The organism is Legionella bozemanae (assembly GCF_900450575.1).
Classification (GTDB): domain Bacteria; phylum Pseudomonadota; class Gammaproteobacteria; order Legionellales; family Legionellaceae; genus Legionella; species Legionella bozemanae.
In genome coordinates this window covers 2476971-2499824 of record NZ_UGGY01000001.1, presented here as the reverse complement: position 1 = coordinate 2499824, position 22854 = coordinate 2476971, and the positions used below count along the sequence as shown (strand labels likewise).

Below are 22854 nucleotides of genomic sequence, written 5' to 3'. Positions count from 1 at the left end.
AGAAAATTGATATTTTTTTAATACGATTGTGTATAATGATTTCATTTTTGAGAATGTGTTATAAAATTTTTATGAAAACCATCATCGAATCATATCAAGCGGGCCTCTTCCATAAGAAATATTGGTTACAAAATATTATCTCAGGAATTATTGTGGGCGTTGTTGCTTTGCCTTTGGCGATGGCTTTTGCTATTGCGTCAGGTGTACGACCGGAACAAGGTATTTATACCGCGATTATTGCTGGCTTGATTGTTTCAGTTATGGGCGGAAGCCGCTTACAAATTGCAGGTCCTACCGGTGCTTTTATTGTAGTGCTTTCAGGGATTACAGCTAAATACGGGGTTTCCGGGTTACAAATTTCAACGCTACTTGCGGGGTTCATACTCTTATTTTTTGGCCTTGCTCGTTTGGGGGGCATTATTAAATTTATCCCTGCCCCGGTGATTATTGGTTTTACTGCAGGAATTGGTGTAGTAATTTGGGTAGGGCAATGGCACTACTTTTTTGGTCTTCCCTCTGGTGGAAGTGGCCATTTTCATGAAAAATTATGGTACTTGCTGCACTCTTTTCCACAGCTCAATATACCTACAACCGTTTTAGGTTTTTTCTCACTGTTTTTGGTTATTTTTTCCAATAAAGTGCCAGGATTAAAGCGTGTTCCAGGGCCGCTTGTGGCTTTAATGGTTGTGACAGGATTGCAAGCTATCTTTCATTTTTCCGGAGTTGCAACTATAGGTTCCTTGTTTGGTGGGATACCCCAAGGCTTACCCGATTTTAAATTGCCTGATCTCACCATAGATAAGGTGATTGAATTGATAGGTCCTGCTTTTACGATCGCGATGCTCGGTGCTATAGAATCACTTTTATCAGCAGTTGTTGCGGATGGAATGGCAGGAACAAAACATAATTCCAATCAAGAGCTGATTGGTCAGGGAATAGCTAACATTTTTACGCCATTGTTTGGAGGGTTTGCAGCAACAGGAGCTATTGCACGTACGGCAACCAATATTCGTAATGGTGCAAATAGCCCGTTAGCGGGTGTAATCCATGTACTTACTTTAGTTTTAATCATTCTTTTTCTAGCGCCTTTGGCGGTGAATATACCGCTTACAGTACTTGCTGCAATTTTGTTTGTTGTCGCTTGGAATATGAGTGAAGTAAAACATTTCATTAAATTAGTACAACGTGCCCCAAAAGCTGATGTTGTAATTTTGTTAGTCACTTTTTTCCTTACCGTGTTTGTTGATTTGGTGGTCGCAGTAAATATAGGTGTAATTATCGCCATACTGAATTTTATACGAGGTATGGCTTCCAGTGTTGAAGTCCAACAAATGACTCAAGAAGAACTGGCACATGAATTGGCACGACAAAATATAGAAACGTTACCGGATGGAGTATTAGTCTATGCTGTGGAAGGGCCTTTTTTCTTTGGCGCAGCAGAAGCCTTTCAACATGCTTTAGCAGTAACCCATACCGATCCCAAAACATTAATCATTAGAATGCGTTGGGTACCATTTATGGATGTTACTGGCTTGCAAACTTTGGAAGAAATTATTGAAGATTTACAGGGGCGTAACGTAAGAGTGATTTTAAGTGGAGCCAACTCACGAGTAGAAGAAAAACTACGTAAGGGAGGAATTATCAAACTTCTAGGAGAGAAGAATTTCCACAAGGAATTTTCACAAGCTTTGGTTGCATGCAATGCCTATTAGCTAGGTATCCGCTGGATAGATTCGATAAAATGATCGTTTGTCCCTGTGGGATGAAAACAAATGTTGGCTGACAAATAAAGTTTCTAATTCCCATAGCCTCACATTTTCAGTAAAATGACTATCATTTTATGGACTTGGGGTAGTTATGACGGTCAAAACACATATTATCGATTTAGCACATCTTGGCATGCACGATCTGGAACAGGTTGGTGGGAAAAATGCTTCCCTTGGAGAGATGATCAGTCATTTATCCTCTGCAGGGGTATCTGTTCCTGGCGGATTTGCAACAACAGCAGATTCATTCAGAGAGTTTTTGTCCCAAAATAACTTAGATAAGAAAATCTATGAAAAATTAGCGGCCTTAGATCCAAATAATGTGCAGCAGTTGGTCGTTGTTGGGAAAGAAATCAGAGAAATGATTGTCAATACGCCATTTACTCCTGAGTTTGAACATGCAGTACGAGCTGCATATGAACAGATGTCCCACTCTATAGGCCACGATAATTTCAGTGTAGCGGTGCGTTCCTCAGCAACAGCGGAAGATTTACCCGATGCCTCATTTGCAGGTCAACAAGAAACTTTTTTAAATGTCAAAGGAATTGATGAGGTTTTGCTCTCCATCAAGCATGTTTTTGCATCATTGTTCAATGATAGAGCAATCACTTATCGTACCCATCATCAGTTTGCCCACCATGAAGTCGCTTTATCTGCAGGTATTCAACAGATGGTCCGTAGTGATTTGGCTGTAAGTGGTGTGATGTTTACTATGGATACCGAGTCGGGGTTTGACCAAGTAGTATTTATCACTTCATCTTATGGTTTGGGCGAGATGGTTGTTCAAGGCGCAGTCAATCCAGATGAGTATTATGTGCACAAGCCAGGGGTTCAAGCAGGTAGACCTGCGGTGATTCGCAGAAATCTGGGAAGTAAAGCTTTGAAAATGGTTTATTGTGATGATCCTAGCAAGCAGCAACGAGTTAAAACTGTTGAGGTTGATGCAAAAGATCGACTGCTCTTTTCTTTAACTCCGAGTGAAGTGGAAAGCTTGGCGAGGCAAGCCATAATTATCGAAAAGCACTATGGCCGACCAATGGATATAGAATGGGCAAAAGATGGTCTAAACGGTCAATTATATATTTTACAAGCACGTCCTGAAACAGTAAAAAGCCGCGCCAATAAACAAATATTGGAACGCTATACCCTGCAACAAAAAGGGGAGATATTGGCCGAAGGACGCAGTATAGGGCAACGTATAGGGCAAGGTAAGGCAAGAATTATTAAAGATGTAAGTGAAATGGATCGTGTCCAACCTGGTGATGTATTGATTTCTGATATGACTGATCCTGATTGGGAACCTGTAATGAAACGTGCTTCAGCTATTGTTACTAATCGTGGCGGCAGAACGTGTCATGCGGCGATTATTGCTCGTGAATTGGGTATTCCCGCTGTAGTAGGATGTGGTGATGCTACAAAAACCATACGTGATGGTGATGAAGTAACCGTTAGTTGCGCTGAAGGGGATAACGGCTATGTATATGCAGGCTTGCTACCTTACGAGCAAGTTCATCTTGACGTAGAAACCATGCCTGAATTGCCGATGAAAGTGATGTTGAATGTGGGCAATCCGGAGCGTGCTTTTACATTTCAATCCATTCCTAACTCAGGGGTGGGGTTGGCTCGTCTTGAGTTTTTAATTTCCAATACTATTGGTATTCATCCACGCGCATTACTTGATTTTGAACGCTTGAAAGATAAGGAATTAAAACAGTTTATTACTGAAAAAACAGCAGCTTATGCGTCGCCTGTTGAATATTATATTGAGCGATTAAAAGAAGGGATTGCAACAATAGCCGCCGCATTTTATCCTAAGCCCGTAATTGTACGGTTGTCTGATTTTAAATCAAATGAATATGCAAATCTTATTGGCGGTAATTTATATGAGCCGCATGAAGAAAATCCAATGCTGGGCTTTAGAGGTGCATCACGTTATGTTTCTGAATCGTTTGCGGAGTGTTTTGCTTTAGAGTGTAAAGCAGTACGACGAGTTCGTGAGGAAATGGGTTTGATGAACGTAGAAATAATGATCCCCTTCGTAAGAACAGTCACTGAAGCAAGCAATGTAATTCAAGTTTTAAAGGAACATGGACTTGAGCGAGGTAAGCATGGATTACGCGTGATTATGATGTGTGAATTACCCTCCAATGCATTGTTAGCCAAAGAATTTTTAGAGCATTTTGATGGTTTTTCTATTGGTTCTAATGACTTAACTCAATTAACACTGGGTTTAGACAGAGATTCTGGTTTGATAGCGGCTCAATTTGATGAGCGAGATGAGGCAGTGAAAGTTTTATTACATATGGCAATTTCTGCTTGTAAAAAGGCCAATAAATACATAGGAATCTGTGGTCAAGGGCCTTCAGATCATCAAGACTTTGCTCAATGGTTAATGAAAGAAGGCATAGAAAGCGTTTCACTTAATCCGGACTCTGTTTTGGAGACATGCTTATTTTTGGCAAAACAATAGAGACTGTTTCCATTTCCACTATCTTGGCCAAAATGGCTTGATTTTCGAGTCCCAAGCAGTATGGAATGGGAGTGCAGAAAACAAGCCATTTTGACTCAATCTAGCAGGGGGGCGAAATAAATTGCTGAAAGAGATATTCTGTTCGAGAACTATTAAGTGCGCCTTTTAGTGAGGGTATAAAAGAGTAATGCAGCGTTTAAAATGGTGGCTTTTTATTGCGGGATTAGGTCCTGCTCTGGCTTTTGCTTCGACTGAACCGGATCATACTGATCCGGTTGCATTTGTATTACTTGGTGTAACTACAATTTTCTTTTTTGCAATTATTGGTCGTTATACAGCGAGACGCATACATCAGCCCAGCGTTCTTGGAGAATTGCTGATAGGGATTCTTATTGGTAATTTATTCTATTATTATGGATTTCCATTAGCTATTTTGCTGCGGGAAGGATCTTCAATTTTTGATGCAGTGAGACAAATACTTGAAGGGGTACCTTTAAATCAAGCAGTTACTTCAGTTATTCCTAATGCAAATTATGCACAGCAAGTCATTAGTGCTTTAAGTGGTCCTCATGGTGCTGATTTCTTAAAAATTACTTATATTGTTGATATTTTTTCACGATATGGGGTTATTTTTCTTCTCTTTATGGTGGGTTTGGAAAGTTCAATAGAAGAAATAAAACATACTGGCCGTCATTCATTTTTTGTTGCTTTGATTGGTGTTGTTGCGCCCATGCTGCTGGGTTTTGCGGTGGCATATCTATTAATGTCTAATGGCTCTTACCAATCCGATTTATTTATTGCCGCTACATTGAGCGCTACCAGTATAGGAATTACCGCACGCGTGTTGACTGAAATGAAAAAATTACGCACTAGAGAAGCAAAAATCATTTTAGGTGCGGCAATGTTGGATGATGTATTGGGTCTAATCATATTAGCGGTGGTCAGTTCTTTAGTAATTAGTGGCTCCGTAGATATGATGGTTGTCTTGCGTATTATTGTGAGTGCATTGTTGTTTTTTGCTGGCACTCTTTTCCTGGGTCCAATTGTTTTACGTAAGGCGATTCATTTTTTTCGTTTTCTTGAGCCTTGGGAGGCAAAATTATTTATTTCCTTTATATTTATCATGACTCTTTCCTGGCTCGCTTCAGTGCTTCAACTGGCAACAATTATCGGTGCATTTACCGCCGGGGTTATTCTACATGATGACTATTTTGATGGTGTTCCTTTGACCCAACAAGAAAATCGCAGTATTTATCATTTATTATCGCCATTGGAATCCATCTTGGCGCCTATGTTTTTTATTGTGATTGGCATTCAAGTTAAGTTAGAGACTTTTTATCATTGGAATGTAATTATTTTGGCAAGTGGTTTAATCATCGCCGCGGTGATTGGCAAATTACTTAGTGGCTATGGAGCCCGCCCTTCTGATGATCGATGGGTAATTGGTATCGGTATGTTACCTCGCGGTGAAGTAGGTTTGGTTTTCGCTTCTATTGGTCGAACTTTGGGGGTTATGTCAGATGATTTATTTTCTGCAATCGTTTTAATGGTTATGGTTACCACGTTTATGGCCCCTCTTTTATTAAAAGCACGCTATCTGAAGAAGGATAAGAAATAACATATGAATAAAACTTCTTTACACATAGAGGCCGATGTAACACGTGCATTACATGAGGATGTGGGTGATGGTGATGTGACTGCAACTTTGTTATCTGCCCATCTTCAGGCTGAAGCAAAAATTATTTCTCGTGAGCCTATGGTAGTCTGTGGTCAACCTTGGGTTAATGAGGTATTCAATCAACTTGATGAGCAAATCAAAGTGGAGTGGCAAGTTGCTGAAGGTGAATGGTTATCAGCCCCATCTACTTTGTGTACTTTATATGGCTCAGCAAGAAATATTTTAACAGGCGAGCGCACTGCATTAAATTTTTTACAAACTCTTTCAGCTACAGCAACACAAACCCATCATTATGTAGAAAAACTTCGCGGCACGCCAACTCGATTACTGGATACGCGGAAAACGCTTCCTGGTTTAAGAGTGGCACAAAAATATGCGGTTACGTGTGGAGGTGGCTTTAATCATCGCATGGGGCTTTATGATGCCGTTTTAATTAAAGAAAATCATATTACAGCTTGCGGTTCAGTAGCAAAGGCAGTTGCTTTAGCAAGAAAGAACCAAAAAAATATTTTAGTTGAAGTAGAAGTCGAAACTCTGGATGAGTTGCGTGAAGCAATTTGTGCTCACCCTGATAGAATCATGCTGGATAATTTTAGTCAGGACATGCTTGAAAAGGCGGTTAGAATGAATCAACCAAAATATTGTACTTTAGAGGTGTCTGGAGGAATTACGCTGGAAAATATTGCTGCAATAGCCCAATTAGGCGTTGATTTCATTTCTGTTGGTGCGATTACCAAATCAATTCAAGCCATAGACTTAAGTTTACTAATTAGGAAGATTTTATGATGCCAATGATTGTTTTTACAGGAGGAGGTACAGCTGGGCATGTAGCGCCCAATATAGCGTTGATTAAAGAGTTTAGCCATAAAGGCTGGGAAATCGCCTATATTGGTTCTGCTCAAGGTATTGAAAAACAGATGATAGAGCCACTTAAAATCCCATTTTACGGGGTAAGTAGTGGTAAGTTACGTCGCTATTTGAGTTTTAAAAACTTATTGGATCCTTTTAAAATCCTTCTGGGTATTGCGCAATCCTTCTTTCTTCTTAATAAATTAAAGCCCGACGTGATTTTTTCTAAAGGCGGTTTTGTTGCATTTCCAGTAGTAGTGGGTGCTTGGTTAAAGCGGATTCCTGTTGTTGCTCATGAATCTGATATGAGTCCCGGTCTTGCCAATCGACTCTGTTTTCCTTTTGTCAATAAAATATGTTTGACTTTTGAAGCGGGAAAAAAACATTTTAAAAAACAAGACAAAATAGAGATAACTGGTACTCCTATTCGTGAGCAGTTATTTACTGGAAACAGTGACCATGGACTTGCATTGTGTGGATTTAATGCAGATAAACCCTGTCTTTTAGCGATAGGAGGTAGCTTAGGGGCTGGCTCTATCAATCGTATTATTCGTGAGGCTTTACCTCAGTTAATAAAAGAATACCAAGTTATTCACATATGTGGAAAAGGAAAATTAGAACCCTCCTTGGCTGCTCAAACAGAATACAAACAATTTGAATATGTTAATGAAGAGTTAGCACATCTGTTTGCTGCGGCATCTGTAGTTGTTTCACGAGCTGGGGCTAATTCTCTATATGAAATCTTAGCTCTGGGTAAACCTCATATTTTAATTCCTTTACCAGCAGAGGTAAGTCGAGGAGATCAAATCCAAAATGCTCGATATTTTCAAAAATTAGGCATTAGTCTCGTAATTGATGATCGATCTTTGAATGGTGATACTTTACTGCAAACGTTACATGAACTGGAGAATAATAAAGAGGATATTAGAAATAAAATCGATGCACTAGATATTAAGTCCGCCACGGAGCACATTGTATCTATTATTGAGGAGCAAGTTCATGTTCAATCCGCAAGCACTGTATGACTTTGTTTGTCGTCAATGGGAAGAGAAAATCATTCCTAGTTTATGTGACTATATAAAAATTCCTAATAAATCGCCCCATTTTGATCCTAAATGGCAGGAGCATGGATTAATGGAGCAGGCAGTTTCCCATATTGCTAATTGGTGTAAGACGAATGCGCCTGCAGGGATGATGCTGGAAATTATGCGGCTGAAAGGGCGTACTCCATTAATTTTCATTGAAGTTCCTGGCGAAATTGATGAAACTGTTTTGTTATATGGGCATCTTGATAAGCAGCCGGAAATGTCTGGGTGGAATGAAGATTTGCATCCATGGAAACCAGTGTTAAAAAATGGACGTTTGTACGGTCGCGGTGCTGCAGATGATGGTTATGCCGCCTATGCTTCATTAACCGCGATTTGTGCATTACAGAAGCAAGAGTTACCTTTTCCTCGTTGTGTTTTGATTATTGAGGCATGTGAAGAGAGCGGTAGTTATGATCTGCCTTATTACATTGAATTGCTAAATGACAGGATTGGCAAACCCAAGTTGGTTATTTGTCTTGATTCTGGCGCAGGTAATTACGAGCAATTATGGATGACTACTTCCTTGCGTGGCAATTTAGTGGGCGAGTTATCAGTTGAGCTGATTCGTGAGGGCGTTCATTCGGGGGCGGCGAGTGGTATCGTGGCCGACAGTTTTCGAGTTGCTCGACAATTAATTAGTCGTATTGAAGACGAAGTTTCAGGTGAGGTGAAATTACCTGAATTGTATTGTGACATTCCTGAAGAAAGAATAATGCAGGCAGAACAGTGTGCGCAGGTGTTAGGGGATTCTGTTTATACAGAGTTTCCTCTCCATAAAGGGGTTGAACCGGTAACAAAAGATAGGAAGCAATTGATTCTGAATCGAACCTGGAGACCCGCATTGACAGTTACTGGAGCCAATGGGTTTCCTGCCATAGAGGATGCAGGAAATGTTTTGCGGCCGCAAACAGCATTAAAATTATCCATGCGGCTGCCGCCTTTGGTAGATCCTGAGATTGCTGCAACAGCGATGCACAATACATTAACTGAAGAAACTCCTTATCATGCCAAAGTGAGTTTTAAGATAGGTGATGGCTCGCAAGGATGGAATGCTCCTAAGCTTGCTTCCTGGCTGGAAAAAGCTGCTGATGCCGCATCAATGGCCTATTATGGTAAGCCCGCCGCTTATTTGGGTGAAGGTGGAACTATTCCTTTTATGGGTATGTTAGGGAAGAAATTTCCTGATGCACAATTTATGATTACCGGCGTTTTAGGACCTCATTCCAATGCGCATGGTCCTAATGAGTTTTTGCATTTGGATATGGTAAAAAAATTAACTGCAAGTGTTGCTTATGTACTTTATCATGCAGCTTAATGTTTTCAATGATACAACGCTCTATGTACCGCGCTTTATACTTGAATACATATTCTATAGTCTATCGTGATGTCTAAAAGAGGGCCATCCCTGTGTAGACAGGGATGACTGTTATGCCAACCGTGTTATGCAATGAATCTTGAATTTTTTGTTACTTATTAAAATAAGATAAAAAAATTAAAAATTTCTCGACAGGGAACTCAATTCTTGGGATACTTCTGCTCGGCTCTGGAACGAGCCATATAGTCCAACAATTAGGAGAAAATTATGAAAGCAAAATTTATTGCTGTTGTATTGTCATTATCTGTAATTACTCTATCTGCTCATGCAGTCAATACTAAAGAAAATTCGATTAAAAAAAAGCCTCCTGTAGTAATTCATAAAGTTGATCTTAATACTGCTGATTTATCCATGCTTACTGGTTCAGTGAAAGGCATAGGAAAAAAACGAGCGGAAGCAATTATTGCATATCGAAAAAGCCACCATGGTTTTAAATCTTTGGAAGAACTTGCTGAAGTGAAGGGCCTAGGGCAACATTTTGTGACTGCGAATCGAGATAAATTAAATCAAGTGTTTGTTGTGAACAAGATAGAATAATAAACCATACTGAGTCAGCAGTTTATTATTCAGCCTGGGTGAAAGTCTGAAAGACCGAAACCCGGGTTTCGCTACGCTACGCCCAGGCTACGTTTAAGTTGATGCTATTACGTGAACACTAAAAATAAATCAAATTATTTAGAGTACCTGTATTGGCGAATTAATTTGCTGTAACTCCTGATCTAGAGCGCTAATTTTGCTCTTAAAGAAGGTAAAGCTTGTTGCTTGATGAATCGGGATAAACCCTCTTTTATGATGAATGGCTTTAAGGAATTTTCCGATATCACTTTCTTCTCCACTATCCCTGCTTAATTCCTCATTGATGCTTTCCTCAGACAAGGTAGCTATTTTATATTTATCACTAACAGACAATTCTTGGAAAGCGGTTTCAATTGCTTTCGTTTTCTTATGGGGATCAGAAGAGAAAAATCCAGCTCGCTCCAAAATTCCCTTATTGATATTTTCAATAAACTCATTAATCTTCTGCAAACATTTAATTTCAGTGTTTACTTCTAATAACTGTTTGACTTCTTTGCTTGTCATTATTTTATCTTTTATCTTGATCATATCTGACATATTTAAACGCAATGCTCCAAGAGCGAGTAATAAATCAGCTTTTTTAGCACTTAAATCAAGTGGCGCGGGTTGCTCCTTGGGCATTGGTTGTGTTTGTTGACGCAATGCTTCTTTAAGTTGACTATTTTCGTTTTGTAGAAATTCCAACTGAGATCTAAGCTGAGCTACTTCGGGTGCAATCTCACTTGATGATGCTTTAGCTTGTTTTCCTACGTCACGGGGTTGGCGCAATAATTCATTTTCTTGTTGCAAAGATTCCAACCGGGATCTAAGCTCAGACACTTCAGATGTGCCCTCACTTGACGATTTCGAGGGTTGTTTCTCTGCTTCAAGTAGTCGTTGTTGCAATAAAACGTTTTCTTGTCTTAAAGATTCTAATTGCTTTTGAAGCTCAAGAACAGTTTGTTCATGTTTTTGTGCGACACTTAGTTTACTTTTTAACTCTTCATTTTCCTTTTTGACAGCTTGAAATTGTTCTTCCAACTGTACTAAAGCGGTACTTTTTTGTTGAATATCGATACGAATTCTTTCTATTTCTTCCTTGAGTTTCGTAATGGTTTCTTTAGAAGTGGATTCAACCTTCTGTAATCGCTCAAGCTCTGAATGTTGTTGTTTAAGTTGTCTATTTGCTTCATCCAATTGAAGTTTAAGTGTTTCATGTTGCTGCTTAATACTTTGTAGTTGTATCTCAGATTCAGCAAAAACAGATTCTTTTTGTTGTAAGGTATCCTTTGTCTTTTGTAGTTCTTCTTTAGAAGATAATAACTCTCTTTTTATCTTATCTAAAGCTGCTTGCCATTGAGCAGCATAAGTATTGATAAGTTGGGTAAGCGTCATGTTATTTATTGCTTCAGCTTTTTCAGGTTCTTTTTGGATAAGACTTTCTCTAAAGGCAGTAATATAGTGATTGATTTTCGCTGGATTTCCTTCAGGAAAACCGAGTATTTTAAGGGCTTCACTTTGCTCAGTTTCTTGTTTTTGGACTTCTGCAAGCACTTCTTTTTTTATTTTATAACCGGCGTTGGCTACTCCAAAGCATTTTTGACATGTACCTAGGAATTGTTTTATTTGATCAAGAAACTCTTCTGCTTTTCCTATTTTACCCTTTTTTAAAGTGATAATATCTTGTAAACATCGATTAATAGCGTTATACAATGATGCCCATTGTAAGTCTATTCCAGAGGTTGACGCTTGCTCTTTTCCTAATTGTTTTGCCGCAGCTTTAGAGGCTATCTCTTCTAAGTCTAAAACGTTAAAAGGAGTTCGCATAAATTCAACCAAATTAAGGATTGAATCCAGAAGATCATCTACTTTTTTAGCATACTTAGGCTTGAACATAGCCTGTTGATCTTCAGTAGGAATGCCTTTAAATATTAGAAGTTTTAATATGGTTACATGTTTTTTGGCTGGAGAACCCTCTAGACTGTCAAAAAATTTTTTTGGTGTAAATCCTTCTGGAATTAGTGGTTTTACAAAATCATATACTACTTGGATTTGTTCCTCACTTAATTCAACAATGGGTTTGCCTTTTAATACTATATCCTGACGTAAATACGCCCCTAACAAGGCGGAAGCATCAATGGATGCTCTGTTTAATACAGGAATATGAAGTCGATCATCACCGCGTACACTTATAAAATTACGAATATTTTCTTCTACCCTTTTATAAGCGGAATTAGTATCCTTTCCTTTATTAGTTGCTGTTTTCATAAAAAGAAACAGATACAAAAGAAGCTTTGACAGGAGATCCGCATCCCCATCAGTCCATTGTGATAGTTCATTTGCTTTTAAACTGGGCATAATAATTACAACCTCAAAATAACAAAAGGATAATAGGACGCGTAGTATATAATATAATCACATTGACTACAAATTATATTTTCCAATGGAATACGATGATAAAAATCTTGGGTTAATTTAAGAAGCTCATCTGATTATTTAAATTAGCAAATGTTCGTAAATAAAAATAAGACACTTTATTTGGGCTTTTGATTCCAGTTCAAAAATTCAAAATTCTTTGTATGTATAAATATTCACTCTTTAATTTTAAATTGTTGTGTAAGAACTGTCGATTTTTATCCAAATTTAGGATAAAGTAGCGCACAAAAAAAGAATGGGATAGTGCGGCATATGTTCAGAAAATTAAGGGGTGTGTTCTCCAATGATTTATCGATAGATTTGGGAACAGCTAATACATTGATTTATGTAAGAGATAAGGGGATTGTCCTAAACGAACCTTCCGTAGTTGCTTTACGTAATGAATCAGGACAAAAACGTGTTGCGGCCGTAGGCCTCGAAGCGAAGCGGATGTTGGGACGAACTCCAGGCAATATCAATGCCATCAGACCAATGAAAGATGGAGTGATTGCTGACTTTTTTGTTACTGAGAAAATGCTGCAGCATTTCATACATAAAGTACATGAAAATAAATTCTTACGACCAAGCCCGCGTGTTTTGGTTTGTGTTCCTTGTGGTTCTACGCAAGTCGAACGTCGTGCAATTCGCGAATCTGCAATGGGTGCTGGTGCTCGTGAAGTATTTCTTATTGAAGAACCTATGGCAGCGGCTTTAGGATCTGGAATGCCAGTAGAGGAAGCCAGTGGCTCTATGGTCGTTGATATAGGTGGTGGTACTACTGAAGTCGCGATTATTTCCTTAAGTGGTATTGTTTACCATCAATCTGTTCGTATAGGCGGCGATAAGTTCGATGATGCTATTGTATCTTATGTCCGTCGCAATTACGGTACGCTAATTGGTGAAACCACTGCGGAACGTATTAAACATGAAATTGGTTCTGCTTTCCCTAGTCGTGATTTATTTGAAATCGAAGTTCGCGGAAGAAACCTTGCTGAAGGTGTTCCTCGTAGTTTCATTCTGACGAGTGCAGAAATTTTAGAAGCACTTCAAGAACCTTTATCAGGCATTGTTGGCGCAGTGAGAGCTGCGTTGGAGTTAGCTCCACCTGAACTGGCTGCTGATATTGCTGAGCGTGGTATGGTTCTCACTGGAGGCGGTGCTTTATTGAAAAATATTGATACTTTGCTCATGGAAGAAACTGGCTTACCTGTATTAATTGCTGAAGATCCGCTGACCTGTGTAGCACGTGGTGGTGGTAAAGCTTTAGAAACCATGGATTTACGCGGTGGTGATTTCCTCTCAACAGAATAATAAATATAACAGATTATTTAGCAGGAGCGGGTACAGTTCTATAGGATTTGTGCTTGCTCTTGTCTTTTCTGTTTTTCTAATGTTTTCTGATTATCATTATCGTTATTTAGATAATGTTCGTAGTGGCTTTTCCATAGTGGTTGCTCCTTTGCAATATGCAGTAGATTATCCTGTGCGTGTTATTGGCTGGATACAGTCACTGGTTAGTGCAAAAAAAGCTTTAATTGCAGAAAACATGCAATTGCGCTATCAGCAAACCATGTTGGAAGCAGAATTACAAAAATTAATTGTTATTCAAAAGGAAAACCTACAATTAAAAGAGTTGCTCCTCACCTCATCACAAGCAAATATGAGCGCAATGGCTGCACAAATTCTTGCTGTGGATACCAGCAATTCTCGCCAAGTGGTTGTTTTAAATAAGGGAAAACGTGATGGTGCTTATGTGGGACAACCTGTTTTGGATGCGAAAGGAGTTATGGGGCAAATTGTCGATATAGGCCCTATAACCAGCACGGTTTTACTTATCTCGGATTCCAAAAGCGCTGTACCCGTACGTAACAATCGTACTGGAGAACGGGCAATTCTTGTTGGAACCAACGATATAGAGCAATTATCCTTAATTAATTTACCAAAAACCTCATCCATTCATCCTGGCGATGTATTAGTAACCTCAGGTTTAGACAGACACTATCCTGAAGGTTACCCCGTAGGTCTTGTAGAAGAAGTAAATAGTATTCCTGGTGAAGATTTTGTTAAAGTGAAAGTGAAACCAGTTGCACTGCTTAATCGTAACCGGTTGGTATTACTCATATGGCCTGATGCTGAGCAAGAGCAGTTGAACGCGCAAATTAATGAACGTTTAAATGCCAAGGAGACTATGTGATAAGAAATCTTCGCGTACGTTTGTGCTTGGGTTTTATTGTAGCTCTTCTTTTATCTATATTACCCATGCCTGTATTAATCTCAGCATTCCGTCCTCCCTGGATATTATTGCTTGTGCTTTATATAGAATATTTTTTACCAGGCAACTTCAGACTGACTACATTGCTGTTTGTGGGATTATTATTGGATGTATTACTTGCCACAGTAATTGGGGAACACTCATTTGCCTTACTTTTGGTAACTTGGATTGCCTCCAGCAAATCAAGACGATTTCAATTTTTTTCTATGATGCAGCAAATCTTTTTAATTGGATTCTTTTGTCTTTTATATCAATCGATTATTTCTTTAATTGCTGCTCTGCTTGGATTCAATTACAGCTTATTTACCCCTGCAGCCAGCGCTTTAGTCGGCATGTTTATCTGGCCATGGATTCGCCTGCTGGGTGAAGATACTTTGCTGAAACGTTTGGTTTATCGTTGAAAAACCAGTTCAGCTCTACCCCGACTTCCCGTGGCTTGTCCGCGGGATCCAGGAGATCTGCGCTGAAACACTGGATCTCGCGGACAAGCCACGGGGCGTAGGTAGAGATGCGATCAGGAGACAGCTGCCTGCAGCCGGGAATAGTCAAAATGAGCCAATCTACGAGATTTATGAGTCAGTTCAAACTACATCAGCTCCTCTTTTTTTCCCCTGAGTTCTAGGTGATTTGAAAGGGTGATGGATTACTCTATATTCACCAGGTTGTAAATTCTCCAAGCTCCAGTCCCCAATTTGATGGCGTACCAATCTTAAAGTTGGGAACCCAATTGCCGCAGTCATTTTGCGAATCTGATGATTTTTCCCTTCTTTTAAAATAATTTCCAGCCAACTGGTCGGGATGTTTTGTCGGAAACGAATTGGTGGATTACGCGGCCATAATTGTGGTTCACTAATAAGTTTGGCTTCTGCTGGCAAAAAGGTAATATCTTTAAGAACTAAACCTTTTTTAAGGGGTTCTAAATCGGTTTCGCTAGGTATTCCTTCTACCTGTACCCAATAATACTTCTTTTTATTGAATTTGGGATGAGTTAGATGATGTTGCAAAGCGCCATTATTGGTTAATAATAACAAGCCTTCACTGTTTTTATCCAATCGTCCTGCTGCATAAAAATCGGGTTTATTAATAAAAGCAGCTAATGTGTGTTCATGATTCTCACCAGAGAATTGACTGACGACACCATAAGGTTTATTGAAAAGTATAATTTCAGGCATTAAGTATGATATAAAAAAGAGTTTGAGTGTGCTTATAGTAGGAGCTTTCTACATGATGAGCAAATCCTCAATACAATTCATTGTTTTTATAGGTTGATTCTTATACAATAACGCAAAAATTATACTTTATGGTGAAAATTTTTATGAAATCAGCACTCTTAGTTTCGCTTTTTTTTTGTCAGTTTGCCTATGCAATGAATCATATTGTAATAGTTGGTGATGAAAAAGTAGAGATTAAGCATACACTAGGCAAAGGTAAGACCTATGTTCATGTGCATCATAATGAACAAACAGCTTTAAAAGCAGCACAGGCAGTGATTCAGAAAGACGGAGGGAGCCTTATTACTTTAGTACACTCCGGTGGCCGCAACATAGTATTTCATTTAAATAATCAGCGTTATGAGTTTGATCCGAACCGGATTTTTACAGATAAAGGAATTAAAAAAACGCTGTCACAGTTTGGGCCATACACTCCTCGGGCACATCAGGAAGTAAACAAGTTGGCAAGTAAAATTAAACAGTTACTACCAAAAGGTAAAGTAGTTGCTGTTCATAATAATTCATCTTATTCACTTAAAGATTATTTACCAGGAAAGTCGTTGGAACGTGATGCTCAGGCGATTCATATGGTTCCTGAAAATTATTTTCGGAATTTTTATTTAGTTACCAAAATTAATGATTTTCTCCGCTTGAAAAGCCAAGGTTATAATGGTGTTTTACAAAAACCTTCTGCAACAGATGATGGATCATTATCTATTTATTTAGCAAAAAATGAGTATATCAATGTTGAAGCAGGATATGATCAACTGATTGAACAAATCAAAATGTTGCAACATGCTTAGTAAGCTTCCAACTACGAAGAATTAAATAGAAATGGTACTTGGGATTCCAAGTTATCACATGCTATCATTGCCTTTTCTCTAATTTTACGGAGTTGTCAATGACATACGATAAAATCAAAGTGCCTTCTCATGGTGAAGCTATTACAGTTACTGCTGATCTATCACTTCGTGTACCCAATAATCCCATTATCCCTTTTATTGAAGGAGATGGCATTGGTGTAGATGTAACACCTCCTATGATTCGAGTTGTTGATGCTGCGGTTGCAAAAGCATATGGCGATAAGAGAAAAATTGCCTGGATGGAAGTGTATGCAGGTGAAAAAGCAACAAAAGTGTATGGGTCTGATCAATGGTTACCTAAAGAAACTTTAGAAGCGCTGAAAAAATATGTTGTTTCGATTAAAGGCCCCTTGACGACTCCTGTCGGCGGGGGAATTCGTTCACTTAATGTTGCAATTCGTCAAGAGCTGGATCTTTATACTTGCTTACGTCCAATTCGTTATTTCACTGGTGTTCCAAGCCCCCTTAAAGAGCCTGAGAAAACGGATATGGTTATTTTTAGGGAAAATTCTGAAGATATATATGCTGGTATTGAATGGCAGGCTGATACTCCCGAAGCCAAGAAAGTGATTGAATTCTTGATGAAAGATATGGGGGTTAAAAAAATCCGTTTTCCTGAGCACTGTGGCATAGGGGTTAAACCGGTTTCTAAAGAAGGAACTACGCGCTTAGTCAGAGCAGCAATCCAATATGCAATTGATAATGACCGGCACACAGTAACCTTGGTTCACAAGGGTAATATTATGAAGTTTACCGAAGGTGCATTTAAAGATTGGGGTTATCAAGTTGCACGTAATTTTTTTGACGCCAAAGAATATGAAGGCGGCCCTTGGATGGAAATTAAGAATCCTAAAACAGGCAAGCGAATCATCATTAATGATGTAATTGCGGATGCATTTCTACAACAAATTCTTTTAAGACCAGAAGATTACAGCGTCATTGCTACACTTAATTTAAATGGCGACTACATTTCTGATGCTTTGGCAGCCCAAGTAGGTGGTATCGGTATTGCTCCAGGTGCAAATTTAAGTGATAAAGTTGCTGTATTTGAAGCAACTCATGGGACTGCACCAAAATATGCGGGCAAGAATAAGGTAAATCCTGGATCGATTATCCTTTCTGCAGAAATGATGTTACGTCATATGGGATGGACTGAAGCGGCTGATTTAATTATCAAAGGTATGCAAGGTGCTATAGCAGCCAAAACAGTAACTTATGATTTTGAGCGTGGCATGATTGGTGCAACTTTGGTGAGCAGCTCTGGTTTTGGAGAAGAAGTAATTAAGCAGATGTAAAGCGTATGGCATAAATATATAGCCTATGGGAAATGAGTGAAATTGGGAGAGATAAATACAGTCTCTCCGAGGTCACATTGCTTCTGTTAGGTTGTAATTTAGGCCATTTATGATTTCTATCGTGAATGAATGCTATCTAATCAATATGTTTTTGATTATTTCAAAGGCTAATTTTTTCATTAAAATTAGCTGATTTTACTGGCCAAAAGTGCGTAGGGAGTCTATAAAAATAATATAGAGGTTGTATGTTATGAGTGGGCAGAATCTAGAGGAAATTATAAGGCCTAAAGTAGCTGAGCCGGAGCAGAGTACTGAAATCAGAGTGCCTAGAAAGTACAAAGTAGTGTTGCTCAATGATGATTATACACCTATGGATTTTGTAGTTGATGTACTGAAGCATTTTTTTCATCTGAGTGAAGAAATTGCTATTCAGGTGATGTTACAGGTTCATATTCAAGGAAAAGGCGTGTGTGGGGTATTTACGCGAGATATAGCAGAAACAAAAGTAGCGCTGGTAAACGAATACGCCAGAATGAATCAGCACCCATTGCTATCCAGCATGGAACCCGAGTAATTTGCTATGGGCTGAAGAGGAGCAACGACAATGTTAAATAAAGAACTTGAATTCACCTTGAATCTAGCCTTCAAGGAAGCAAAGGAAAAACGTCATGAATTTATGACCGTTGAGCATTTGTTGTTGTCATTGCTTGATAACCCTGCAGCTGGAAGTGTATTGCAAGCATGTGATGCAAATATTGAAGCATTACGCCGGGATTTAATTGAGTTCATCGATGAAACTACTCCTAGAATCCCTGAAGATGAATTGGATAGAGAAACTCAACCTACACTTGGTTTTCAACGTGTATTACAACGTGCTGTATTTCATGTGCAATCTGCAGGAAAAACCGAAGTTACTGGAGCAAATGTTTTAGCAGCTATTTTTAGTGAGCAAGAAAGCCAGGCAGTTTATTTCTTACGTAGAGAAAATATTACACGACTTGATGTGATTAATTATATTTCTCATGGCGTTTCTAAGTATCAAAATAATGATATGCATGAGAACATGAATTCTATGGAAGATGATATGGGCTCATCAGAAGGTAATGAGTCACCTCTAGAAAGTTATTGCACAAACCTCAACCGACGTGCGAAACAAGGAAAGATTGACCCTTTAATCGGACGTCATGAAGAAATACAACGTACAATCCAAGTATTGTGCCGACGCAGGAAAAATAATCCATTACTTGTTGGCGAAGCAGGGGTAGGTAAAACCGCAATTGCTGAAGGCTTGGCGCGACGTATTGTGGATGGTGAAATACCGGATGCAATCCGTGATTGTATCGTTTACTCACTTGATCTGGGTGCCTTGCTTGCTGGAACCAAATATCGGGGTGATTTTGAAAAACGATTAAAAGCAGTATTAAAGCAATTAGGACAACAGGAAGGGGCTGTACTGTTTATTGATGAAATTCATACAATTATTGGTGCGGGAGCAGCCTCTGGCGGTGTCATGGATGCATCCAATTTGATAAAACCCCTGCTGGCCAATGGTGAGTTAAAATGCATCGGCTCCACAACATATCAAGAATACCGAGGTATTTTTGAAAAAGATAGAGCTTTAGCAAGACGCTTCCAAAAAATTGATATTCCTGAACCTACGGTCGATGAAACTTTTGAAATATTGAAAGGGCTAAAAGGTCGATTAGAAGAGCATCATGGAGTGAAATTCACGATTCCTGCATTAAAAGCAGCCGCTGAACTTTCTGCAAAATACATTAATGATCGATTTTTACCTGATAAAGCAATTGATGTTGTTGATGAAGCAGGCGCTTATCAGAATTTATTAACTGCAAGCAAGCGTAAAAAAATAATAAGTGTCACTGAAATTGAGAGCGTTGTAGCAAAAATTGCTCGTATACCGATTAAGAAAGTATCAGCGCGTGATAAAGATACCTTGCGTAATTTAGAACGTGATTTGAAGCTTTTAGTCTATGGGCAAGATCAGGCGATCACCGCATTAGCTTCTGCAATTAAATTAGGTCGTTCTGGACTTAGAGATCCCCAAAAACCTGTAGGTTGTTTCTTGTTTGCTGGGCCAACAGGTGTTGGAAAAACAGAAGTAACCAGACAATTGGCTAATGTTTTAGGCATAGAGTTATTACGTTTTGATATGTCTGAATACATGGAAAAACATACTGTTTCTCGTTTAATTGGTGCTCCTCCAGGATATGTTGGTTATGATCAAGGGGGACTGTTGACGGAGGCTGTAACTAAAAATCCTCATGCGGTACTGTTGCTTGATGAAATCGAAAAAGCGCACCCAGATGTATTTAATTTGCTGTTGCAAATTATGGACCACGGTACTTTAACCGATACAAATGGACGTCAAGCAGATTTTAGACACATTATTCTGGTTATGACCTCTAATGCGGGAGCAGGAGAGTTGGTACGAAATTCCATCGGTTTCTCACAACAAGACAATAGTAATGATGGACTTGAAGTAATTAAAAAACAATTTAGCCCTGAGTTTAGAAACAGACTTGATGCAATCATTAATTTTGCTCCATTGGATGCAGTGACGATTGGTTTAGTCGTTGATAAATTCATTATGGAGCTGGATGAGCAATTAAGTCATAAAGGAGTTACCTTTAACGTCGATAAAATGGCTCGTGAATGGCTTATTGAACATGGTTATGACAAAGTGATGGGGGCTCGTCCTATGGCCAGATTGATTCAAGAGAATGTAAAAAAACCTCTGGCTGATGAGCTTTTATTTGGTAAGTTGATGCATGGTGGTCATGTGACCTTAAAAGTTAAAGATGGCAAGTTACACTTTGATAGTCACGATCATCGAGAGGGTGTTTTTTAAATGACGTTGAGTGTAATAATAATAACCAAAAATGAAGAAAGGAATATTAGAAAATGTCTCGAATCTGTTCGATTTGCTGATGAAATAATAGTATTGGACTCCGGAAGTACCGATAAAACGGTTGCTATTGCCAAAGAATATACAGAGCATGTTTTTTCTACAGATTGGCCAGGTTATGGTGCTCAAAAACAAAGGGCATTATCAAAAGCTCAAGGAGACTGGGTGCTCAATCTTGATGCTGATGAGTCTGTGAGTGAGGAATTGCAGCGAGAGATCCTTGAGGCCATGGCATCTGATTCAGCAGATGCCTTTAGAATCGCAATCCAAATGTACTTCTATAATCAACCCTTAAAATACTCTTCTAGTCCTAAGCGTCATGCTCGTCTTTTTAAGCGTGCAAATGCCTATTTCAGTAGTGACATTGTGCATGAAAAGATAGTTCTTCCAGAGGAGGCACGTATTGGTAAAATCAAAAGTACTATTATGCACCACTCATTTAAAGACGTGAGTCATGTGTTATATAAAATGAACAAATATTCATCCTATAGCGCCAAAACATATATCCTAAATAAAAAAAAAACCAGCTTTATTAAAACATTGGCGAGCACTTCCTGGATGTTTTTTAGATGTTATATCTTGCAACGTGGGTTTCTCGATGGCAGAATAGGTTTTTTATTTGCAGTGTTTAATGCACAAGGAACTTTTTATCGTGGCATTAAGCAATTGTATCAAGACAGCAATCTGGAACAATTGCCTTCTTTGGCAAAAGGCACAGAGGAATTAATTTGAACCTGAGCTTCTTAGAAGAAAGAATCGAAAAATTTCATCTACTGATACCAACCCTTCTCATGTTATTGGTATTTTTTATTCCTATAAGTCCAAGCATTAAGTCAATATTAACTGTAGTTAGCTTGTTGGCCATAGGAATTACCCCTTCTTACAGACAATATTTGTTTTATGCCTTTAATACATTATGGGCTCGAGCTGCGGTCGTTTTATTTCTGTATGTTGTTATCGCCTGTTTATGGTCGAAAGCCCCATTCAAATTGGAATACAATATTGTCAATAAATATTCTAAGCTAATTTTTCTACCGATTTTTGCTGTAGGTTTTATTAAACCGCAAACAAGAACATGGGCTTTAAATAGTTATATATTATCCATGCTGTTCACTTGTATTCTTTCTATATTGAAAATTAACAATCTATTTATAAATGATTTTTTTACTTCTCTGGATCCTGGAGAAGTATTTTATAATCATATTGTTACTGGAATCATGATTGCTTTGGCAGTTTATTTTGCGGGGATTTTGCTGCTCCAAGCAAATACCGGCAAATGGTTGCGATCTTTATATTTATCCATGATTGTATTAGGAAGCTATCAAATATTTTTTATTAATTCAGGAAGAGCAGGCTACATCATTTATGGTGTATTAATGTGCTTGTTGATTGTGCAAAAATTCCCTCTTAGAAAAGCTTTAATAGGGCTTGTACTGTTTATGAGTGTGAGTGGTTTGGCATTTATGCTTAGCCCAGTAATGCAAGATGGCGCTTACTCCCTGGTGAATGATCTTAGGCTCTTAAAGTACAATCAAACAGATACTTCTTTAGGTTATAGATATCAGTTTCATCGATATGCAAAAACTTTATTTAAAAAACATCCAATTGTAGGAGTAGGGACAGGAGGGTTTCAATATCACTTTATTAAAGATCAACCTGTTCCTTCCTGGGGACATAAGCTTAATGAACCTCATGGCCAATATTGGCTGACCCTTGCGGAACTGGGTTTGATAGGAATTGCTCTTTTTCTTTTTTTCATTGGTACATTGTTTATTACTGCATTAAAGCTTAAAGAAATGAAACCGTTTCTATTGGGCATGCTGGTTTCTTTTTGTTTGTTATGTTTCTCGGATACTATATTCTGTTACTCAGCAATAGGGTATTTGTTGATTCTTTTCAGCGCATTATGTTTTGGTGAAGCAATTGAAAAAGAGGGAATAGCTTACAAAAAAATAATTAAAGAAAAATTGGAACTTAATATAAATTTTTCATTTGTATTCTGGGTAAGGGCCCGCAAATCCTAATTTGGGGAGTTTATGAATAGGAAAATCCGTGTTATAGCCTGGTTGTCATAATCTATAGCTCTGGTTT

General features: G+C 38.6%; 18 protein-coding genes. 16 read left to right on the top strand and 2 right to left on the bottom strand.

The window, feature by feature from the left end; translation table 11 throughout:
• The first annotated feature begins 71 nt into the window (after positions 1 to 71).
• The 7 genes from DY223_RS10935 (at position 72) to DY223_RS10905 (ending at position 9763) form a co-directional block, all read left to right on the top strand.
• Positions 72 to 1712 carry a SulP family inorganic anion transporter gene (locus DY223_RS10935; RefSeq protein WP_058459974.1) on the top strand — a complete coding sequence of 547 codons (1641 nt, stop codon included), beginning with the start codon at positions 72 to 74 and terminating at the stop codon, positions 1710 to 1712.
• Positions 1713 to 1857: 145 nt separating this feature from the next.
• Entirely contained in the window at positions 1858 to 4236 is a 2379-nt protein-coding gene (ppsA, locus tag DY223_RS10930; protein WP_058459659.1) for a phosphoenolpyruvate synthase, read from the top strand.
• Between the two features lie 187 nt (positions 4237 to 4423).
• On the top strand, positions 4424 to 5854 hold the full coding sequence (locus DY223_RS10925) for a cation:proton antiporter (protein WP_058459660.1): 1431 nt from the start codon (positions 4424 to 4426) through the stop codon (positions 5852 to 5854).
• A 3-nt stretch (positions 5855 to 5857) separates the two neighbouring features.
• Positions 5858 to 6700: a carboxylating nicotinate-nucleotide diphosphorylase gene (nadC, locus tag DY223_RS10920; protein ID WP_058459661.1), complete on the top strand. Its 843-nt coding sequence runs from the start codon at positions 5858 to 5860 to the stop codon at positions 6698 to 6700.
• Entirely contained in the window at positions 6697 to 7788 is a 1092-nt protein-coding gene (locus DY223_RS10915) for an undecaprenyldiphospho-muramoylpentapeptide beta-N-acetylglucosaminyltransferase (protein ID WP_058459662.1), read from the top strand. Before nadC ends, DY223_RS10915 begins: the two co-directional genes overlap by 4 nt.
• Positions 7763 to 9166, top strand: a complete 1404-nt coding sequence (locus DY223_RS10910) for a M20 family metallopeptidase (protein WP_058459663.1) — start codon at positions 7763 to 7765, stop codon at positions 9164 to 9166. Before DY223_RS10915 ends, DY223_RS10910 begins: the two co-directional genes overlap by 26 nt.
• 267 nt (positions 9167 to 9433) lie before the next feature.
• Positions 9434 to 9763, top strand: a complete 330-nt coding sequence (locus DY223_RS10905) for a ComEA family DNA-binding protein (RefSeq protein ID WP_058459664.1) — start codon at positions 9434 to 9436, stop codon at positions 9761 to 9763.
• A gap of 138 nt (positions 9764 to 9901) precedes the next feature.
• Here DY223_RS10905 and DY223_RS10900 read toward each other — a convergent pair whose 3' ends face one another.
• Positions 9902 to 12139, bottom strand: a complete 2238-nt coding sequence (locus tag DY223_RS10900; RefSeq protein WP_058459665.1) for a coiled-coil domain-containing protein — start codon at positions 12137 to 12139, stop codon at positions 9902 to 9904.
• Between the two features lie 330 nt (positions 12140 to 12469).
• On the opposite strand from DY223_RS10900, the gene DY223_RS10895 reads away from it, so the two are divergent.
• Genes DY223_RS10895 through mreD form a run of 3 tightly spaced genes read left to right on the top strand, consistent with a single transcriptional unit; the run spans position 12470 to position 14869 of the window.
• Positions 12470 to 13507: a rod shape-determining protein gene (locus DY223_RS10895; protein ID WP_003636696.1), complete on the top strand. Its 1038-nt coding sequence runs from the start codon at positions 12470 to 12472 to the stop codon at positions 13505 to 13507.
• Complete coding sequence (gene mreC, locus DY223_RS10890; RefSeq protein ID WP_058459975.1) at positions 13485 to 14390, top strand: rod shape-determining protein MreC; 906 nt, start codon at positions 13485 to 13487, stop codon at positions 14388 to 14390. The genes DY223_RS10895 and mreC overlap by 23 nt, the downstream gene beginning before the upstream one ends.
• Positions 14390 to 14869 carry a rod shape-determining protein MreD gene (gene mreD, locus DY223_RS10885; RefSeq protein ID WP_058459976.1) on the top strand — a complete coding sequence of 160 codons (480 nt, stop codon included), beginning with the start codon at positions 14390 to 14392 and terminating at the stop codon, positions 14867 to 14869. Before mreC ends, mreD begins: the two co-directional genes overlap by 1 nt.
• Before the next feature lie 180 nt (positions 14870 to 15049).
• Here mreD and DY223_RS10880 read toward each other — a convergent pair whose 3' ends face one another.
• The gene (locus tag DY223_RS10880; protein ID WP_058458179.1) at positions 15050 to 15640 is read right to left on the bottom strand and encodes a pseudouridine synthase; all 591 of its coding nucleotides are present in this window, start codon (positions 15638 to 15640) and stop codon (positions 15050 to 15052) included.
• Between the two features lie 143 nt (positions 15641 to 15783).
• Here DY223_RS10880 and DY223_RS10875 point away from each other — a divergent pair, with 143 nt between their 5' ends.
• From DY223_RS10875 to DY223_RS10850, 6 genes are all read left to right on the top strand, one after another.
• Positions 15784 to 16482, top strand: coding sequence for a protein tyrosine phosphatase (locus DY223_RS10875; RefSeq protein ID WP_174223912.1), 699 nt, complete (start codon positions 15784 to 15786; stop codon positions 16480 to 16482).
• A 98-nt stretch (positions 16483 to 16580) separates the two neighbouring features.
• On the top strand, positions 16581 to 17837 hold the full coding sequence (gene icd, locus DY223_RS10870; protein ID WP_058458178.1) for an NADP-dependent isocitrate dehydrogenase: 1257 nt from the start codon (positions 16581 to 16583) through the stop codon (positions 17835 to 17837).
• Between the two features lie 250 nt (positions 17838 to 18087).
• Complete coding sequence (clpS, locus tag DY223_RS10865) at positions 18088 to 18411, top strand: ATP-dependent Clp protease adapter ClpS (RefSeq protein ID WP_019235066.1); 324 nt, start codon at positions 18088 to 18090, stop codon at positions 18409 to 18411.
• 30 nt (positions 18412 to 18441) lie between these two features.
• The gene (clpA, locus tag DY223_RS10860) at positions 18442 to 20706 is read left to right on the top strand and encodes an ATP-dependent Clp protease ATP-binding subunit ClpA (protein ID WP_058458177.1); all 2265 of its coding nucleotides are present in this window, start codon (positions 18442 to 18444) and stop codon (positions 20704 to 20706) included.
• Positions 20707 to 21495 carry a glycosyltransferase family 2 protein gene (locus DY223_RS10855; protein WP_058458176.1) on the top strand — a complete coding sequence of 263 codons (789 nt, stop codon included), beginning with the start codon at positions 20707 to 20709 and terminating at the stop codon, positions 21493 to 21495.
• Positions 21492 to 22787, top strand: coding sequence for an O-antigen ligase family protein (locus tag DY223_RS10850; RefSeq protein WP_235810461.1), 1296 nt, complete (start codon positions 21492 to 21494; stop codon positions 22785 to 22787). Before DY223_RS10855 ends, DY223_RS10850 begins: the two co-directional genes overlap by 4 nt.
• Positions 22788 to 22854: the final 67 nt, after the last annotated feature.

What these genes read in the sequence shown, in the direction of transcription:
- DY223_RS10935 (WP_058459974.1), top strand. Translation starts at nt 72, where the DNA reads ATGAAAACCATCATCGAATCATATCAAGCGGGCCTCTTCCATAAGAAA.
- ppsA (WP_058459659.1), top strand. Translation starts at nt 1,858, where the DNA reads ATGACGGTCAAAACACATATTATCGATTTAGCACATCTTGGCATGCAC.
- DY223_RS10925 (WP_058459660.1), top strand. Translation starts at nt 4,424, where the DNA reads ATGCAGCGTTTAAAATGGTGGCTTTTTATTGCGGGATTAGGTCCTGCT.
- nadC (WP_058459661.1), top strand. Translation starts at nt 5,858, where the DNA reads ATGAATAAAACTTCTTTACACATAGAGGCCGATGTAACACGTGCATTA.
- DY223_RS10915 (WP_058459662.1), top strand. Translation starts at nt 6,697, where the DNA reads ATGATGCCAATGATTGTTTTTACAGGAGGAGGTACAGCTGGGCATGTA.
- DY223_RS10910 (WP_058459663.1), top strand. Translation starts at nt 7,763, where the DNA reads ATGTTCAATCCGCAAGCACTGTATGACTTTGTTTGTCGTCAATGGGAA.
- DY223_RS10905 (WP_058459664.1), top strand. Translation starts at nt 9,434, where the DNA reads ATGAAAGCAAAATTTATTGCTGTTGTATTGTCATTATCTGTAATTACT.
- DY223_RS10900 (WP_058459665.1), bottom strand. Translation starts at nt 12,139, where the DNA reads ATGCCCAGTTTAAAAGCAAATGAACTATCACAATGGACTGATGGGGAT.
- DY223_RS10895 (WP_003636696.1), top strand. Translation starts at nt 12,470, where the DNA reads ATGTTCAGAAAATTAAGGGGTGTGTTCTCCAATGATTTATCGATAGAT.
- DY223_RS10880 (WP_058458179.1), bottom strand. Translation starts at nt 15,640, where the DNA reads ATGCCTGAAATTATACTTTTCAATAAACCTTATGGTGTCGTCAGTCAA.
- DY223_RS10875 (WP_174223912.1), top strand. Translation starts at nt 15,784, where the DNA reads ATGAAATCAGCACTCTTAGTTTCGCTTTTTTTTTGTCAGTTTGCCTAT.
- icd (WP_058458178.1), top strand. Translation starts at nt 16,581, where the DNA reads ATGACATACGATAAAATCAAAGTGCCTTCTCATGGTGAAGCTATTACA.
- clpS (WP_019235066.1), top strand. Translation starts at nt 18,088, where the DNA reads ATGAGTGGGCAGAATCTAGAGGAAATTATAAGGCCTAAAGTAGCTGAG.
- clpA (WP_058458177.1), top strand. Translation starts at nt 18,442, where the DNA reads ATGTTAAATAAAGAACTTGAATTCACCTTGAATCTAGCCTTCAAGGAA.
- DY223_RS10855 (WP_058458176.1), top strand. Translation starts at nt 20,707, where the DNA reads ATGACGTTGAGTGTAATAATAATAACCAAAAATGAAGAAAGGAATATT.